This window comes from Photobacterium nomapromontoriensis, from assembly GCF_050336815.1.
GTDB classification, from domain to species: Bacteria; Pseudomonadota; Gammaproteobacteria; order Enterobacterales; family Vibrionaceae; genus Photobacterium; species Photobacterium nomapromontoriensis.
This window is the reverse complement of record NZ_JAKJSL010000070.1, coordinates 1-18,171: the sequence shown is the minus strand read 5'-3', so window position 1 is coordinate 18,171 and position 18,171 is coordinate 1. Positions and strand designations below refer to the sequence as shown.

Genomic DNA, 18,171 nt, shown 5'->3' with positions numbered 1-18,171 from the left:
CTTTTACGGTGAGTACCTAATGGATGATTGTCTTTTGGTGTGGGGATGAGCGGTTCAATCTTTGCCCACATTTCATCTGTGAGTTCCCAAGGCTTTGGATTTGATGTCACAGCCATAATCAGTACCACATTTTGATCACGTTGGTACTAATTATAGTTCAACCGTTATTACCTACTGGGATAGGCACTAAGCCTGTAATTTCGATCGTATGGTCTTTAGCGTCGACGATAACTTTTTCATTATTACCAACGTACTCCCAAAAAAAGGTAGGTATGCGCATGTTATTTCCTCTTATCATATGCAACGCGAAAACCAATGATGTTATCTCGCAAATTAGGGGTATATGACCACCGAGCTGCGGCTCTAAGGCGAGATGCATCTACCGTCCAGGCTCCGCCCTTGAGAACTCTTCTTCTTGATTCTCGTATCTCTTTGTAGAATTGGTCATTCCGGCATTCTGGGGTGTCGGTATGAAAATAATCTGAACACCATTCATATAAATTGCCAGCCATTTGTTGGCAACCAAATGGGGATGTATTGTGTGGATATTTATTGACCGCGACAGAGGCAATTTCGACAGGCACAAAATCAGGGGAGAAATTGGCGATGGTCAGATCGGGTTCTTTATCTCCCCATGGATAGATAAAGCCTTCTGCGCCTCTGGCTGCTTTTTCCCATTCGACTTCCGTTGGTAGTCGTCCTTTTTTCCAGCGCGCATAGGCTTCTGCTTCGTAATAACTGACACCAGTAACGGGTTGGGTAGGTTGGGTATATCTTTCCATATGCCAAAAAGCAGGGCATGTTATTTTATTTTGTTGTAACCACTCGAAGCCTTCTTCAGACCAAAAATTACTATTTTCGTAGCCGCAACTGTCGATAAACTCACTATATTGTTGATTTGTTACTTGGTATTTTGATAGTGAAAATTCTGGGATATAGATTTCAATTTGCGGGGATTCTGACGGCGTGTCTGATCCTATGATAGCGTTACCCGCAGATATAGTTAGGATATCATTGAAGCTCATATAATAGTTCCTGTAAATATTCAGAAGATGACGGTGGTAAACTGGCAAAAAAAACCATTTCAGGCGAACCAAATTCATGAAGGGTGTTTAAGTCATAAAGTTTTTTTGCTGATTCCGTTGTTATACAGGTATCAACCTTGCCATCTGCGCATAGGCGGGCTGCATCTGAGTTGCTTGTTGCATCCGTGATAGAAAACTGGGCGCTATCATGCTTTAATAAAACAGATGGAGAGGGGTGTGATGCAACCGTTATTTTAGATAAAAAATCGAGGTCTTTATTTTTTCTGCATGCTAACTGCATTTGATCCAGCTGCATTCTATAATGGTCAAAAAACAGAGCATGGTCATGGTTTGAAAAAAAGAGTTCATGTTCTTTAAAGTAAACCGCACATGTCCACGCTAAGTTTATTTCACCTCGTTTATATTCTTGCTCCGATCGGGTAATCGCATCTTCTGGGGTAATACAGTAAATTAACTCATGTTTATTGCATAAGCTATGTAACTTTGACCATCCCTGTGCTGCTTGTGAAATGTTGCTTCCTGAAGGCCCTAAAACATAATGTTTTATTTTCGTAACCCAGTTCCCTTGAAACACTGAAATAACATTTTTTGATTTCCCTATCGATAGCAGGTTATTACTAAAGGTAGGCAGTTTTAGAGCGCCAACTGACATTGCTGTACCTTGTTATGTGTATGCTGTTGATTTTATACGGATTATTATGACATCTTCAGAATGGAAAAATCTGGTTGTTTTCACTCATGATTTTGTTAAAAATGAGAAAAATCTTTCCATTAAGGATGAAAAAGTGAGAGATATTTCCGATAAATTGCCTAGAGCCGATTTAGACATTCTCAATACATTACAAAGTGATTGCCGTATGACACTTGCTGAGTTATCAGAGCAAGTAAACCTTAGTCAAACCCCGTGCTGGAGGCGCTGGAAGAAGCTGGAAAATGACGGTTACATTGCAGGCTACAATGCGGTTTTAGATAGAAAAAAGCTCGGCCTGTCTGTTATTGGCTTCAGCCAAATTCGTCTAAATAGTCATCACCCAGAAGATACGACTAAGTTTGAGTTAGCCATCAAAGAATTTGATTGGGTGTTGCTGTGTTTTTGTATTACAGGTGAAGCCGATTTCATCGTCCAGATTATTGCAAAAGATTTAGACCAGTATTATGAGAGGGTTTCAGAGTTACGTCGTCTGCCTTATGTCTGGTCTATACAATCCAGCATTGCAATTAAAGAAGTGAAAAGTACTCATCAAATCCCCGTGCGCAGTTAACATCAGTGAAAACACTACGACAGGATCGTCAGTAGTGTTTTCATCGTGTTACGGTGATCAAAGCGTAAAAGGGGATAGCCGTAAGGTGTGTATTTGATATTGCTGGCTATGGCGTTTGACCGAATTTAGCGCTTCAATCAGTTGCTCTAATGAGGAGAGCAGACGGTAACAAATGTCAGCTTGTTTGAGGTCTAGCGAAAATTGCAGGATCGCATTTTTACTTGGCTCCCTCAGGGCGTCCTGAAGGTGGTGTCGTAACTGAATGAGTTCGACACTCTGTAGTGCAAGCTGCTCGCTGTGTAGTTTTGTTGCCAGTACACTATTGATGTTATTGACTGAGTTGCGGATCAGCCCATCGATACCGGGGTGATTACTATGCTCCTGCCACTGGGCGTAATTATCTTGAAATGCACGGTAGTATAAGCACAGGCTGTAGGCTTGGTTAATCAGTGCTGCCATTTTTTCCGGATCGATATCAGGGAAGGCTGCCCAGTTGATTTGACTACTTGCCACTTCAGCCATTGCGACTGTACGCAATGGGGTCGGTAATACGATGAGTGGTGATATTCGGCTAGTTGATAGTCGATCCTTAAGGCCTCTGCTGAGGCTGTAACGGAGTTGGGTTAATTGGCGTAAGAGCATCCGTTCAGGCATGCCGGAAAATACACTGTGATTAATGAAGTAAATGACTAGCATACCCATACCGATAATGAGCAATTGCAGTAAGGCACTTTGAATGTTGTAGCTAGGGGTTAATGCCATCGCGCTGTTGGTCATCATCACCAGATTCAGCGAACCTAACAGGCGGTGAAATATGTGCTGGGGTTGATTAAATACATACCAAAGGCCAAAAGTGTTAAGAAAATAAAAGGCACCCAGCTGCCAGACTTCGGTGAGCATGGGAAGAATCGTGACATATTGGATCAGAAAGAAGCATGCCCAACCAACCATGTACAACAACATGGAACGGGTATTGGCAAAGGGTAGCGCTAAGACGGCACTGCCGATTAACCCACCGATCATCACGATCATTGGTCCGCCAGGCATAGGGACAAGGATCCATAATGCGATACAAACCCAGATGATCAGGCAGGCTTTAAAGGCATTGATTGCGCGCTCAGGATCAATGCTGATCAATCCTGCTGATGGGCGTTTTTGTGGTTTTCTAACCAGCGCAACGTCCGGTACCGATACGGTACTGTCAGCTAACGCTGGCTGCGCTGAATCATGATCGGGTAACCAACCTGTGACAGCCTGAAATAAGGTTTGCAGCATCAAATGGTGCAGTGCATCCATCTCATTGAGTACATGCTCAAGCATATGCAGTGCCCCATACTGGTGAGAATCGGCATTTTCTCTGTTGTGGGGGTGGCTATCGTTAATCTCTAGGGGGTTAATCATGAGCCTAATGGGTACCGGATTGGTGTATAGCGCCTTATAATCAGTGTGGTAGGTAGCGTTCGCAGGCAGCAACAGGGTCGCGGCACATTCCGAACGTTGCTGCATGTTTTGCAACAGTAATTCAATGGCTTCACGTTGTGTGGTGCTAAACGTGGTGTTAAATAGGCTGACCGCTTCCGACAAATGTCCACACAGAAGTGCCCATTCACTTAATTGTTTATACAGCGTGCGCCAGTGTTGATATTCGCTACTGATCTGGTAGCTATCTACCTTGGCGGCTTGAAGTAAATCCTCTATTCGGGTTAGTCGCTTCAGGCTGACACCCAGTGAAAAATGCGTATCAAAGCAGCCTTGCTGACGAAGAGTGTCATTCATCGTATTGAGGTGCTGAGCCTGCGATTGAAAATAATCATTGAGGGTTGAGAAGAATACCATTCGGCTAGACGCTGGCCACATCAAGCAAAAGATCACGGTGAAGCACAGTACCCCGAGAATAGTCTCCTGAATACGTAGCATGGCAATATTGAAGGTGCCATCGCTGGATAGTTTCCCCATCACAATGATTAGGGTTGCCACCATTAAACTGATAGACCAGGCATAACCGTTGCGTGGGTTGGTTTGCTGGTAGACACACACGGCGGCAAATAGCGTGTAGCTGAGCAATAAAGGCAGCGGTTGTTGCGCAAATAGACCAACCAGAGTAAATGCCATCGCGACACCACATAAGGTGCCAATGATACGGTGCCGACCTTTTTTCAGTGAATGGCCGGTGGTCTCGGTTACGGCCATAACAATAACAGCAAAAGCGGCCCAATAGGGCCGATCCCAACCAAGCCAGAGTGCACTGACAATAACCAGTGACAGAGCCGTGGCCACTTTAAGGGGTAATTTACAGCGTTGGCTTATCATGGTCCCTCCTTAACGCTGTAACAGTGATGACAGGCTTATTGCCGAGTGTTTATGGATCATCACCGATGCTGAGGTACCGATCCGCAACTGGATATCATTAGGCAATGTATCAAGGCGAAGAGTGACTGGAATGCGTTGTGCAAGGCGTATCCATGGGAATGTCGGATTGACATTAGGTAATAAAGAAACGCCAGTGCTGCCATCTTTATGGGCGATACCGTAGCCGATACTGGCAACGTGTGCCGAAAGAGGTTGATCGCTATAGGCCATAAGAGTCACGCTGGCTTTCATGCCTGTAGAAACATGCTGAATATCGGTTTCTTTGAAAAAACCTTCAATCCAAAAACTGTGTTTATCAATCAGGGCAACAACAGGCTGGTTAGCCACGACCTGGCTACCAACACGGAGGTTGAGGTTAGTAATATAGCCGTCTACTGGGGCGGTGATTTTGGTAAAGCTTAAGTTGAGCTTTGCCTCATCATAAGCCGCTTGAGCCGCTTTGACTCCCGCTTGGGCTGATTGTACTGCATTGGCTTGTTGCGTCAGGAGCAACTGCGAGATTGCACCTGGATCTCGTCGAGCCAGTGTTTGGCTTCGGTGTGCTTCATCTCGCGTGCGCTGCAGAAGGGCTTCGGCTTGAGCAACACTGGCTGTGGCTTTTTCTACTGCTGCCATATAGGTGCGGGGATCAACTTCAAAAAGTAGATCACCGGCGTTGACTTCGCTGTTGTCTTTAACATGCATCGCTATGACTGGCGCGGTAACTCGTGGCGTGATCTCAACAATTCTTGCGCGAACTAAGCCATCCCGCGTCCACGGGTTCGTGAGATATTGTTGGTATTTCCAGAGAATGGCGGAAGCAGCCAGTACAAGCAGACAGCCTGTTAGGAAAGAACGTTTAATCATGATGGTACTCTTAAATAGCAGCTATGAAGGAAAAACAAAAGTACCGAGCAGTACGGTGTAAATAACGGCAATGGATAATTCAACCAGTGGTGGACTGGCAACATAACGGTGCCACTTGAGCTTATTGAGTACTCGGACAGTCAGTGATGTACAAATGACTGCGACAAAACCCGCAACCAGCAGGGGCGGCAGGTAGATATCACCTAGAGCAATCTCTTTAGGGATCGTGCTTAACACGGTATTTTTTGCTCCTTGGTGTGGGATAGCGGGGAAGGGTCGGGTATCCGCTATATTGATTTTGTGATGGTAATCACAAAACAGAATCCGATAAATATTCAGCAGGGGAATACATTCGAAACTGACAGTTTCGAATAATGGCTTATAATTGCACAAAATAGATGATAATGAGTAAAAGGGGCGGGAGTGGATCGCTTAACCAGTATTGAAATTTTTGTGCGTGCTGTCGAGTTAGAGTCCTTTGCTGCTGTGGCTGATGAAAAAGGGATCAGTGCGCAGATGGTGGGTAAGCATATCAGGGGATTAGAGGCTTCGCTGGGGACTAAGCTGTTGGCGAAATCGACCCGATTTCAAGCCCTGACAGCGGCAGGAGAGCAGTACTATCAACGCTGTCTAACGATTTTGGCTGAACTTAATGCTGCGCAGGAAGATATTTATCGCAATATGAATGAACCTTGCGGCAGTCTGAAAATTGCAGCCGGAATGAATGTCGGAATCAAAGCGCTGACACCTATTTTGGCGCAATTTCAGCAGCGATACCCCAAGCTATACATTGATTTGACCCTCGAAAACAGTGCGCCAGATATAAAAAAAGACGGCTATGACATCATATTTCGGGATCGGGTTGAGGGCTATGAAGATCTTGTTGCAACAAAACTACGCAGCTATCAGATGGTTGCGTGTGCCACACCTGACTATCTTGCACAGTATGGTATCCCGCAGCATCCTGATGATCTGAGTGCCCACCAGTGTTTGCAGAGTAATCTGCCAAAATCACCCCATCAATGGCACTTTGAAGATCATGAGCAAGTGATTATACCTGTGGTAGCTTCGCGTTTTACCATGAATAGCGGACAGGCGATGTTGGCTGCTGCGCTCGAAGGCGCGGGGATCACCCTGCAACCGACCTTTCAGGTGGCAGAGCACATTGCGCAAGGGCGCTTACAGGCAGTATTAGAGGCGTATGCTCTGCCGGAGGTTGATCTGTATATGCTCTACAAGCCCTCATTGCGTAACACCGCGAGGGTGACGTTGTTGTTGGCCTTTATACGTCAGGCACTAACGAAGGATATAGCAAGATAAAAGAATCAGGATGTCGGCATTTATGTCGTTATACTCAAGCGACCTTGGGGATATCAGTCAAGGCATTATGGATAGCTCGCTCGAGTGAAGCGTTAAATACGGATCGGGAAAAAATGGCTCGCAATCGCGAGCCATTTTTCATGCCATAACCCGTTATATTAGTCAGAACGGCGGTGATACCGCGTAGTGAGGTTTTGGCTTAGACACGTTCGGTGAACGTACGCGTGATCACATCTTGTTGTTGTTCACGGGTTAGCGAGTTAAAGCGTACCGCATAGCCAGACACACGGATGGTCAGTTGCGGGTATTTCTCTGGATGTTCTACCGCATCCATCAACATGTCACGGTTCATCACGTTCAAGTGCTGACCGCCTTCCACACTGACGTCTTGTTTGTCCGCTTCGTGGTGGAAATAACCGTCCATCAACGCCGCCAGATTTTGCTTCTGGGTGTTCACATCTCTCCCCAGTGCGTTTGGCACGATAGAGAAGGTGTATGAAATCCCATCTTTCGCAAACGCAAACGGCAGTTTCGCAACAGATGTCAGTGATGCTACCGCCCCTTTGGTGTCACGACCGTGCATTGGGTTGGCTCCCGGGCCGAACGGCATACCTGTACGGCGGCCGTCTGGTGTGTTACCGATTTTCTTACCGTACACCACGTTAGAGGTGATGGTTAAAATAGATTACGTGGGAGTTGCATTGCGGTACATGGTCATCTTCTGAATTTTCTTCATGAAGCGTTCCACTAAATCACAGGCAATGGCATCAACACGGTCATCGTTGTTACCGAATTTCGGATAATCCCCGTCAATCTCAAAATCAATCGCAATGCCGTCTTCATCACGAATTGGCGTCACGTTTGCGTATTTGATTGCAGCCAATGAGTCCGCCACCACAGACAGCCCCGCAATACCGCAGGCCATGGTACGGTGAACGTCGCGATCCATCAGGGCCATCAATGACGCTTCGTAGCTGTAGCGATCGTGTGAATAGTGGATAATGTTCAGCGCCGTCACATACTGTGTCGCTAGCCAATCCAGCATCTCATCAAAGTGCGGCATGAGGGAATCAAAATCCAACACCTCATCGGTGATCTTGTTGAACTGTGGGCCAACTTGCGTTTTGGATTTTTCATCAATGCCGCCATTGATGGTGTACAACAAGGCTTTGGCCAAGTTGGCCCGGGCACCAAAGAACTGCATGTCTTTGCCGACAATTTGTGGGCTTACACAGCACGCAATGGCATAGTCGTCATTGTTGAAGTCAGGACGTATCAAGTCATCGTTTTCATACTGAACAGACGACGTTTCAATAGAGACTTTCGCCGCATATTGCTTAAAGGCTATTGGCAATTGTTCTGACCACAGAATGGTTATATTTGGCTCCGGTGCTGGGCCCATGTTGTGCAGTGTGTGCAAATAACGGAACGTGGTTTTGCTCACTAAGGTACGGCCATCTACGCCCATACCAGCCATGGCTTCCGTTGCCCAAATGGGATCACCAGAGAACAGGGAATCGTAATCCGGTGTACGCAGGAAGCGAACCATGCGCAACTTCATAATGAAGTGGTCGATCATCTCCTGTGCGTCAGATTCGGTGATCACGCCGTTAGCCAAATCACGTTCGATATACACATCAAGGAACGTTGAAGTACGGCCCAGAGACATGGCAGCACCATTTTGCGATTTCACCGCCGCCAAATAACCGAAGTACGTAAACTGAATCGCTTCTTGTGCGGTGCGGGCAGGGGATGACATATCAATACCGTACTTCATACCCATGGTACGAATGTCGTCCAGCGCTTGCACTTGATCAGCCAGTTCTTCACGTAGACGCAGCGTTTTTTCCAGATCTTGGCCTTGTTCAATGAAGGCTTGCGTTGAGGCAATTTGCGCGAGTTTGTCGGCTTTTAGGAAGTCTATACCGTAAAGGGCAAGGCGGCGGTAGTCACCAATAATACGGCCACGGCCATAAGCATCAGGCAAACCAGTGATGATGCCTGATTTACGGCACGCGATAATGTCTTTGGTATACAGTTCAAAACACGCTTTATTGTGGGTTTTACGGTATTCGGTATAGATTTGCTCAATGCGTGGGTCAAGTTCGCGGCCATACACTTCGCAAGAGTTCTTCACCATACGAATACCGCCATTGGCGATAATGGCACGTTTTAGCTGCTTGTCGGTTTGCAGGCCAACAATGGTTTCCAAGGCTTTATTAATGTAACCCGCATCATGAGAAATAATGGTTGAAGGCAGGTCGGTATCAAAATCTATCGGCGCATGCGTGCGGTTTTCTTCTTTAATGCCGTCCAGCACGTTATTCCAAAGTACGGTTGTCGCGTCGGTTGCATCAGCAAGGAAGGATTCGTCACCCTCATAAGGCGTGTAGTTCGTTTGAATAAAGTCACGGAAATAACGTACTAAACTCAGGGTGTAGAAGGTCCTACCCAGCAGGCACATCATCATTAAAAATAAGTGTTTTCATCACGTCTTGATCTTGAGGCTATAGTATAGAAAGCCAGTATATGAGTAAAATGAATGGTTTTTCATAATTACCATGCACAATGCGCATTAATTGATTTTTTGCGATTTATTATCAATCGGTTACCTTTGAATGAAGAGGCGAAAGTGAAATAACGCAAGAAAGATGGTAGGTGGATAGTGAAAGAGAGCGGAGTAGGCTCGGTGAAATAGTATCTGCGATGGTGAAGATTGATTCGACCTATATTGATAATCGAAACAAAATGTGGATAGTGAGGTCATAGTGAGCGATATAATAATAGGATGAGAAAAAACCATATCGTTAAACGAAAATCTTGATGCAATATTTGATATGTGCATATTTTCAATGACATAGAAAATGTAACCCTTTACTCTGAAGTCCTTTTTCTTTTGATGTAATGTATTCTCTATGTCAGTTGCTTTAGAACTCGCCCCATTGGTTGTTTATTATGATCCGCAATCGGTTGAATCGCTTAATCAAGGGCTCATTACTTACCGTCAATTACTTGATGAAGAAGGTGCATTTTCAGACTTTTATTGCCATGTCCGTTTTGAAGTCCTCCCTGGTTGTGATGATCGTATCGGAAGCCTGTATCGGTCTGAGTTGGCTAAACTCGTGTTTGGGCATAGTGGGCATCATCAAGAAGGTATTCATAGTGAAAAGAGACTGACAGCAACTCATCTTACTTCTGAGAGTGCTTTTTTCCTTCGAGCCTGCCAGCACCCTCAGCTGGAAGAGCAACTGGCACAAACGGCTAAACATATTTGCGATATTTCACGTCGAACAAATGATTCCGCTCAAATGTGGATAACTGAATGTGATGTCTTTGGTATGCTGCCATTGTTCATGATTTCGATTGTTTATCCGCAATATGCGTATTTGTTGGGTGGATACATCATCCCGTATTGGGATTCAGAACATGCGCCGATTGGTGAAGATATGCTTGCGTTGCTGGTGAGCCACGTAGGGTATAACCGGCACACACTAAAAGCTTTTTGCTATTGTGATAATACTGCGGCCCGTGCGCGTATGTTTAGCCTTGAACTCCCGAATAATCATGACAGTGATACGGTACTGGCTACCCCGATAGCCGGGGGATTACTGGGTATTTTTCGTCATCAGCCGGATGAGTTCGAGGCGTTTAAATCGCTGCTAAAACACCGATTTTCGGACCAAGATTTCTTACAATATTGCGATGATATCCGTCATTATCAAGCGCATCCGGTAGAAAGTTTTATTTACACCATCATGTTGCCAACTCAGGGTGATGAATATCACGATCCAGATGAATACCACCAAGTGCTATTGGGTACATTCATCGAGTCAGCGGGTGATGAAGTTGCGGCTGAACTAAAGCAAACCATCGAGCAATATTTAGGCCGATCTATTGTTGCGCCTAAACCTATTGATGATGAAGATGATTATTACCGCGACAATTACTATTTTCACGGTACGGGTGTGCAAGATTGGAAGGCCTTCGTGACTGACGGTTTTGAAAATGGTAGCGACATTTGGCTCTTTGTTGAAACGGGGGAAACCCCTGAAATCCTCACGCAAATAACGCCATGTGATATGGCTGCCGTTGCTAAAGCGGGTAATTTTAATATCCATAAAAAAATTGCTTATCACGTGGGCAGCTTTGAGTCTTATCATGCTGAAATGGCGTCTATAATTTATGATTTGATTGTAGATTGGAGCGACGAGGACGACGGTGAGGAAATGGTTGCAAATAACCGCCTCAAGCTTCTGCGGATGTTCGATGTTCTGCACTGTTGGAACGGCAAACAGGCATTTCATCCAGACTTTGCCAATGAAATAGTTGAAACCTACCAACTCCTCAGTGATGAAGCCTTTATTGAGCGCTACAATGGCGACTGGCAAGCACTGTTTATTCGACATGTTGACGAATTTTCTGGCTATCGCGGTACCATCAGATATGAAGACTTTAAGCGCTGCTACGTGTTGATAGAGCGCTATCGTTCAGCGGTTATTGGTTTAATCACGGCTCTAACCGAAACAAATGACTTCAACGCTGTCACACACATGGCGCTGTGCGCGGGTATTGTCGCATGGGACAAAAAATATCAGCACAATGATGAATTATCGTTATACGCACAGAGTCAGTTAGCGGAGAATCTTGAACAGTTACTTTACAAAGACCTAAATGAAACCAGTCATTTTGTTTGTCATACTGATGCAAAGTCGTATAGCTACCACACACCCAGCAGTGAAGTTATTGCGAAGGCGGCTGATGATTGGCAATTCGTGCAAGGTTACCTCTATCAGCAGCATGACCAGCTGGAAGAAACGCTGGTACGATTTGAACCCCATCTGTTTCGTTATGAACGCAAAGAAAGGATTAACCCCGCACAACCGTATTATAAGTTCCTGCGTAACTTCAGTGATAACGCACAGAAGCTACTGGTGTGTTCACAGGTATTATCACAGGTTGCTGACGCGCCGCTTCAGCAATTTTGTACGCGGTATCTCACGCTTTGGCTGCGCATCGCCCCATGCAAAACGGCTCGGATGTTGGCCTATTTCTTTGCTGATCCTGACGTTAAAAAACCACAAGCGAGTGCCGAGTTAGTCAAGCAATTTGATGGGTTAACGCCACGAGCGGCACTTGCTTATCAGATTGAAACGATTATTGATGATCTGAGCTGGGATGATGATGAAACCGTGCTGCTCGCACCGTTTTTCACCCAATGGATAGCCGAGCAAGCGGGTGATCGCGATGAGCAGTCTATACGCCTCGCATTACATGTTGTGTTGCCATGCATCGAACAGCGATTTTATATCGCACTTCATAAAGCGCACCCAGCACTCACCATTACGTACTTTGATGAAACCGTTCAAAACCTGATGGTCGATAACCTTCGCCGTGAAATAGTCGATGCTCATATCAGTCAACGGACGACTCAAAGAGAAGAAGAGCGAGACCTCACTCAATTCAGTACTATTTTGGCCTCTGCTATGCCGCTTTCGTCTGAGCAAGTGGGTGTGCTGATTGTCCTGTGTGATAAGTACCGTGTGGATAGCTTCGACACGATTTATGGCATGGCAGAATTGGAGGAACTGTTTTATCACACCTCACTTCCATTGCAAGATGCCATCATGCGTCTGTTTGCGGCAAGGCCGAGCCTTGGGCTTGAATTGCTTTACCGGGAAAAGGAAATATCCTTAGTCGATCTGTGCCAGAAAATGTATGAACGCGGCGCGGATATTGATGCTTTGCTCCCTTACGCATTGGATAAAGAGTGGTATGAAAGTTTGTCGTGGTTTGCCAATAAAACAGAGATAAGCCAGCATATTGCCCAGCTTGATGTCGAAGCGTTACTGAGCCTACTGGAAGCATTAGCCCGCTATCCTGAATATCAGCCACTTATTGATGGCTATGCGTCTCACAAATCTCGTAATGTGCGAGATTTGGTGGCGAACATTCAAGCGGGTAAATACAACCCAGCAGAGACATCGCTGGTGGAAGTGGTGCGTTATGGCATCTTCGCCGAAGGGGCGACCGCAGAGGAGCTGGAAGCAATCAAGCAAGAGCAAGAAGAGAGTGATTTCTTTTTGTTCCATCGTGTTGAGCATCGTAAAGAAACATTGCTTATTGAGGTAAAGCCTAATCGCTCGTTTGGTTTTCAACTGGGTTATTTTTCCGATGATGATAACGACGCTGAGTTAGAGCCTGAATTAGCGCTGACGGTCAAACTTCACCATCCGTATATGTACAGTGAAGACGGTTATCTCTCTGAGTGGACAACCACTATTTCTCTCGACCGTTTAACGTACGTGGGCTGGACAATGTCACACCGAGCGTTAAGCATCAGCGGTATTTACCGATTTGAAATCTACGATCCATCCGGTGTATTGGTGGTCGATAAAACGTTTCATGTAATGGAGAGCAAACGTAGTCACCTTACTGAAATTAATGCAATTTTAGATGATAAAACCATTGATATTGCCCATGTTGGTAGCTTAAATCTCACAGAAGGCGAATTGGATTTTATTCAGTACAATCAAGCTGCAAGTGGTTTGATTTTAGCAAGTAAAGTACACACGTCTGCCACGCAAGTTTATCGCTATCTGCGTCAAGGTCAGTTGGAAATGGTGGACATTCGCCTTAATCAAACGCAACCAGAACATTGGTATGTCGCCGCGAATCAGGTTTACTCCTATTTAGAGCATCGAGTGAAGAGTAAGGCCCTCTTACTCGGTGAGCCTGAAACCATTCAGGCGGCACAGCAATGCGCGAAGCACTGGCGTAAAACCCTCACCAAAAAAGATCCGGTGTATTTGATTCAACCTAATGAAAGCTGTGCTTCCAATGTGTTAGCGCTGCATTTAGGTCGCAAAGGCATGCGAACCTATTTAGGTTACAGCACCACTGGGGAGCTTTGCCGCATAGCGGTCGTTAATATTAAATTTGGGTTAATGCGCAGATTGTTTATTCGTGTGATGAACCGAGTCGCACGAAAAATCATTAATGATGTTGGTATCTACAAGCCAATGTAGCTTAGATTAGTATTGACCTGTCTATAACTTCATAGTTTACATTGTACGGATTCACATAATGGCGCGGAGTAAAACGGTGTATCGAATTTCTGAACTCGCAATCGAAGTGGGCTTATCGCGCACGGCTCTGCTCTATTATGAGAAGCAAGGGTTGATAAAAGGGCAGCGGTTAGACAACGGTTATCGGGTATACAGTGATAAAGATCTGCAACGTATCCGGCTCATCCAACAACTTCAGGCGGGTGGGCTAACCCTCAAAGAGTGTAAAGCCTGTTTGGAAGCAAAAATAGATCGCACATTGCTTGAAAATCGCCTGCAAAAATTGGATGAAGAAATTGCCCAGAAGCAGCAGTCACGGCATTTTCTCGCTGCCATGCTGGGTGAGGGAAATCTCAAGGAATGGCATGAAAGTGCAGACAAACTTGCACCTGATGCACACTTAGATTGGTTAATGAAGCAGGGGTTCAATGAAAAAGAAGCGCTGCGGTTGAAATGGTTGTCAAAAGATATGAACGAACACGAACAGTACATGGCTGAATTCATGCAGGTCTTCGAAACGCTTGAACACTGGGGGCCTGGTAGTGACAGTGAAACGTTAAAAGCATTATCGCTGTTGCCGAAATCGCCGAAAAACATTCTTGAAATCGGCTGTGGAAAAGGGCTTGCGACCACTGTGTTAGCGAACAATACGGCAGCATCGATCACTGCGATTGATAACGAGCAGTCGGCATTAACTCGGCTCAGTGAACGCTTCGAAGCCAATGGTTTGGCGGAGCGGCTATCGACGGTGTGCGTTAGTATGACGGAACTGCCGTTTAATGACGCCAGCTTCGATCTTATCTGGGCTGAGGGCTGTGCATATATTATGGGGGTCACCAATGCACTGGCACAATGGAAACGCCTGCTTGATGAAGACGGTTTGCTAATGATCAGTGACTTAGTTTGGCTAACGGAGTCGCCAAGTGACGATGTTATAGAGTTCTGGAAAAATGAATACCCTGATATGCAAACGGTAGCCACGCGTACCCAACAAATTGAAGCCGCGGGTTATGAGATTATCAGCAGTTTCCCCCTTAGCCGCCAAGCTTGGCAGAACTATTATGAACCATTAAAAGCGCGTACAGAGGCATTACAGCATGAGATGCCTGCCGCTCAGGTGCTGAAAGATATTAGTAAAGAAGTGGATATGTATATCAACCACCTTGATCAGTTTGGTTATCAAATGTTTGTGCTGAGAAAGGGACGTTATTGACCCAGACTATTGAGAAGGCAGCGTACATCGCTGCCTTTTTTGAACTGTCAGTGTCAGTTATTCCGTAGATATGTAAAAAGAGATTGTCGCCTCGCTCTTCCTCGCCCCTACAAACTCGATATTTGCCCTACCTATAGTTTAAAAATTGGCGAGAAAATAAGGGATTATTAACGCATTGGCCAAATCGATAAAGAAAGCGCAAACCAATGGCACCACAATAAAAGCAAGGTGCGAGTTACCATAACGCTGTGACACGGCAGACATATTGGCCATTGCCGTCGGGGTCGATCCTAATGATATACCGCCAAAGCCAGCACAAATTACGGCTGCATCATAGTTTTTCCCCATGGCAGGAAATACAACCAGTAAGTTTATGAGTATCGCCACCACAAACTGGGCAGCTAAAATAGCAAAGATAGGCCCCGCAAGATCAATGAGGGTCCATAATTGCATGCTCATTAGCGACATGGCGAGAAAAGTGCCCAAGGAGATATCGGCAATTAGGGCAATAGCAGGTTTTCGCGTCGGCCAGTTGGTACCGGTAATACGACGGATCCCACTGCCATGGACAATGTTTGTCATCACGATCCCCGCAAACAAGCAAGTTACGAATAAAGGCAATTGCAATCCCAACTCAGCAATGGCTTCATTAAGGATATAGCCTAAAATCACGCAGACATGAATGGCAAGTATCGCATCAAGAAAGTCTAAACCCGAGATACGATCATTTTGACTATCTTCTGCTACCCCAACATCTAACGCTTCTTTGGTTTCTGGTTTAAGGTCATAACGGGTGATAAGAAACTTGGCAATTGGTCCTCCCATTAAACTCGCAAGGATAAGCCCGAAAGTAGCACTGGCCACCCCAATTTCCATGGCATTGCTGATTCCAAAATTTTCCGCAATGCTCGGTGCCCAGGCAATTGCGGTCCCATGCCCACCAATCAATGAAACGCTTCCGCCCAGTAGCCCTACGGCGCTGTCTAAGCCAAATAAACTGGCGATGCCAATCCCAGTTATGTTCTGGATCAGCATGTAGCCAATGGTGATTGATAATAAGATGACCAATGGCAGGCCACCTTTAAGTAAATCACGTAAGCTGGCATTGATACCTATGGTGGTAAAAAAATAGACCAGTAACACATCACGCGCAATCAGATTAAATTCAATCGCAATGTCCGATACTGCGTATACGATGGCAATAAGTACTGAAAATAAGAGCCCCCCAGTAACGGGTTCGGGAATGCTAAATTCTTTAAAAGGTGCAAACTGGTTATTAAGCTGTCGCCCGATAAACAGGACCAATATCCCAATGGTGACAGTAAAAAAAGAATCGAACCGTAATATCCCATTTATCCAGTCCATCTCCATACAAACTCCCAATCATTAACAGCCAGTCAAACAGATGCTGGCTATTAATATATAGACTAATGTATGCAAAGGTTAAGGATCAGAATGGCAGATAATGCAGGAGTTAGCCCCTATAGACTCTTTTAATACTCATATTTACCGCTAATGCTGTTCACGGTGAATGTCTGCACTGTGAGAGTCGGTGACCAATATGTACTATTCCAGCCAGCTTTAGCCTTTAGATGGCGGATGAACTCCATGGGTTTGGGTAACTGTTGCCACACTTGGGGCAGGAATAACGCCTCGTGGTGATTATCAGATAAGATCACGCCGACTTTATTCTTTTGTAAATAATCTAGGAGCTCTTGCTCGGATGAAACGGCAAGTGGAGCAGGCGGTGACAGTACAGAGATCTCAATTGTCAATGTATCCAGTTGCTCTTCGGTGAGCGGCATAAAACGGCGATCCTGATAGGCACTGGAGCGGGCTTTGTTATGCACATCGAGTACCAGTGGGCTATGGGCAACCGTGGTGCCCAAGCAGCCTTGTAACTCGCCTGCGACTTTAAGCGTAACGAAGCAAGCGCCTGGCCGGAGTAATTTTTTGCCGTAGAGATCAAGCCTAGGTGGCTGTGGGACCCTATCCGAAAAATGACTACGAATAGCGTCACGGGCGACATCCAGTAATTGCGTGAGTTCCCCTTTATTCAGGGTCTGATATGAGGTAACTGACATATCCAACGACTTTCTCCTTATCTCCGGCGGTAGTGTCGCCAGAGTTGATAAATGCTTTACGCGTAAATTGGTATCCCCTTTGTTTAGCTAACAATAGCAATGTATTAATACCGGTTGAGCCACAGGCCTGCTCGGGGGTAAGCGATGGCTCATGGTTTTCGATCAAGGCGCAGGTATGGCTGTCGATATGTTGGGCAGTGGAATAGGAATGAAAATGGCTGAGATCACTGCTAATGATTAGCAGACAGTCATTACCTTGCCATAGCGTATCGATAATGTTGGCGACTCTGGTCGGAGATACATTGCTGGTTAAGAGCGGTAACAGGGTGAAATCATGTAAGCATGATTGCAAAAAAGGTAATTGCACTTCAAGACAGTGCTCTTGAGCATGAACCTGATCTGATACCTCAATATCATCTATTTCTTTCAACTTATCAATACATTGTGTGTCAATTTTTATGTTTCCTAATGGCGTCGAGAAAAAGGCGGCAGAAGGAACGGCACAACCGTTAAAATAATGGCGATGACTGGGGCCAATTATGATCACCCTGTGGATACGATCGGCCTGAGATTTCAAGTATTGATAGGCATTGGCAGCGACTTTCCCTGAAAATATATAACCGGCATGAGGTGCGATAATGGCCCGAATAGGGTGCGGCCACGATAACCCTTTTGGTAACCAGCAGTCGAGCTGTGACTGTAGTTGTTCAGGGGATTGAGTATAAAACTGCCCCGCAACGGCTGGTGGGCGAGTATGCATTGATGTCTACCTGAGTATGGGTTGATTGAATAATTAACAGGGCTCGAACTAAGTGCCTATCCCAGTAGGTAATAACGGTTGAACTATAATTAGTACCAACGTGATCAAAATGTGGTACTGATTATGGCTGTGACATCAAATCCAAAGCTTTGGGAACTCACAGATGAAATGTGGGCAAAGATTGAACCGCTTATCCCCACACCAAA

13 protein-coding genes and 1 pseudogene are annotated in these 18,171 nt (G+C 45.6%); 4 read left to right on the top strand and 10 right to left on the bottom strand.

What is annotated here, in order from left to right:
• Window positions 1-157 precede the first annotated feature (157 nt).
• The 3 genes from L4D12_RS24400 to L4D12_RS24390 are packed head-to-tail and all read right to left on the bottom strand — an operon-like array spanning window position 158 to window position 1,698.
• On the bottom strand, window positions 158-280 hold the full coding sequence (locus tag L4D12_RS24400) for a hypothetical protein (protein WP_428450426.1): 123 nt from the start codon (window positions 278-280) through the stop codon (window positions 158-160).
• Window position 281: 1 nt separating this feature from the next.
• On the bottom strand, window positions 282-1,025 hold the full coding sequence (locus L4D12_RS24395) for a formylglycine-generating enzyme family protein (protein WP_428450425.1): 744 nt from the start codon (window positions 1,023-1,025) through the stop codon (window positions 282-284).
• Complete coding sequence (locus L4D12_RS24390) at window positions 1,012-1,698, bottom strand: type 2 periplasmic-binding domain-containing protein (RefSeq protein ID WP_428450424.1); 687 nt, start codon at window positions 1,696-1,698, stop codon at window positions 1,012-1,014. Before L4D12_RS24390 ends, L4D12_RS24395 begins: the two co-directional genes overlap by 14 nt.
• A gap of 46 nt (window positions 1,699-1,744) precedes the next feature.
• Here L4D12_RS24390 and L4D12_RS24385 point away from each other — a divergent pair, with 46 nt between their 5' ends.
• Window positions 1,745-2,308, top strand: a complete 564-nt coding sequence (locus L4D12_RS24385; RefSeq protein ID WP_428450423.1) for an Lrp/AsnC family transcriptional regulator — start codon at window positions 1,745-1,747, stop codon at window positions 2,306-2,308.
• A 57-nt stretch (window positions 2,309-2,365) separates the two neighbouring features.
• On the opposite strand, the gene L4D12_RS24380 is transcribed toward L4D12_RS24385, so the two are convergent.
• The 3 genes from L4D12_RS24380 to L4D12_RS24370 are packed head-to-tail and all read right to left on the bottom strand — an operon-like array spanning window position 2,366 to window position 5,761.
• The gene (locus L4D12_RS24380; RefSeq protein ID WP_428450422.1) at window positions 2,366-4,618 is read right to left on the bottom strand and encodes an FUSC family protein; all 2,253 of its coding nucleotides are present in this window, start codon (window positions 4,616-4,618) and stop codon (window positions 2,366-2,368) included.
• Between the two features lie 9 nt (window positions 4,619-4,627).
• On the bottom strand, window positions 4,628-5,524 hold the full coding sequence (locus L4D12_RS24375) for an HlyD family secretion protein (RefSeq protein WP_428450421.1): 897 nt from the start codon (window positions 5,522-5,524) through the stop codon (window positions 4,628-4,630).
• 21 nt (window positions 5,525-5,545) lie between these two features.
• A complete protein-coding gene (locus L4D12_RS24370) occupies window positions 5,546-5,761 on the bottom strand; it encodes a DUF1656 domain-containing protein (RefSeq protein ID WP_428450420.1) in 216 nt (71 codons plus the stop codon).
• A 186-nt stretch (window positions 5,762-5,947) separates the two neighbouring features.
• Here L4D12_RS24370 and L4D12_RS24365 point away from each other — a divergent pair, with 186 nt between their 5' ends.
• Complete coding sequence (locus tag L4D12_RS24365; RefSeq protein WP_428450419.1) at window positions 5,948-6,844, top strand: LysR family transcriptional regulator; 897 nt, start codon at window positions 5,948-5,950, stop codon at window positions 6,842-6,844.
• Between the two features lie 199 nt (window positions 6,845-7,043).
• Here L4D12_RS24365 and pflB read toward each other — a convergent pair.
• Window positions 7,044-9,257, bottom strand: a pseudogene (gene pflB / locus L4D12_RS24360) (formate C-acetyltransferase); the annotation flags it as partial.
• 502 nt (window positions 9,258-9,759) lie between these two features.
• Between pflB and L4D12_RS24355 the strand changes: the two are divergent.
• Both L4D12_RS24355 and L4D12_RS24350 read left to right on the top strand, forming a co-directional pair.
• A complete protein-coding gene (locus L4D12_RS24355; RefSeq protein WP_428450418.1) occupies window positions 9,760-13,869 on the top strand; it encodes a hypothetical protein in 4,110 nt (1,369 codons plus the stop codon).
• A gap of 76 nt (window positions 13,870-13,945) precedes the next feature.
• Entirely contained in the window at window positions 13,946-15,121 is a 1,176-nt protein-coding gene (locus tag L4D12_RS24350) for a MerR family transcriptional regulator (protein ID WP_428450428.1), read from the top strand.
• A gap of 138 nt (window positions 15,122-15,259) precedes the next feature.
• Here L4D12_RS24350 and gltS read toward each other — a convergent pair whose 3' ends face one another.
• The 3 genes from gltS to amrB all read right to left on the bottom strand — a co-directional run bounded on the left by gltS (window position 15,260) and on the right by amrB (window position 17,965).
• On the bottom strand, window positions 15,260-16,486 hold the full coding sequence (gene gltS, locus L4D12_RS24345; RefSeq protein WP_428450417.1) for a sodium/glutamate symporter: 1,227 nt from the start codon (window positions 16,484-16,486) through the stop codon (window positions 15,260-15,262).
• Between the two features lie 128 nt (window positions 16,487-16,614).
• Window positions 16,615-17,205, bottom strand: coding sequence for an AmmeMemoRadiSam system protein A (amrA, locus tag L4D12_RS24340; protein ID WP_428450427.1), 591 nt, complete (start codon window positions 17,203-17,205; stop codon window positions 16,615-16,617).
• Window positions 17,174-17,965, bottom strand: a complete 792-nt coding sequence (gene amrB, locus L4D12_RS24335) for an AmmeMemoRadiSam system protein B (RefSeq protein ID WP_428450416.1) — start codon at window positions 17,963-17,965, stop codon at window positions 17,174-17,176. Before amrB ends, amrA begins: the two co-directional genes overlap by 32 nt.
• Window positions 17,966-18,171: the final 206 nt, after the last annotated feature.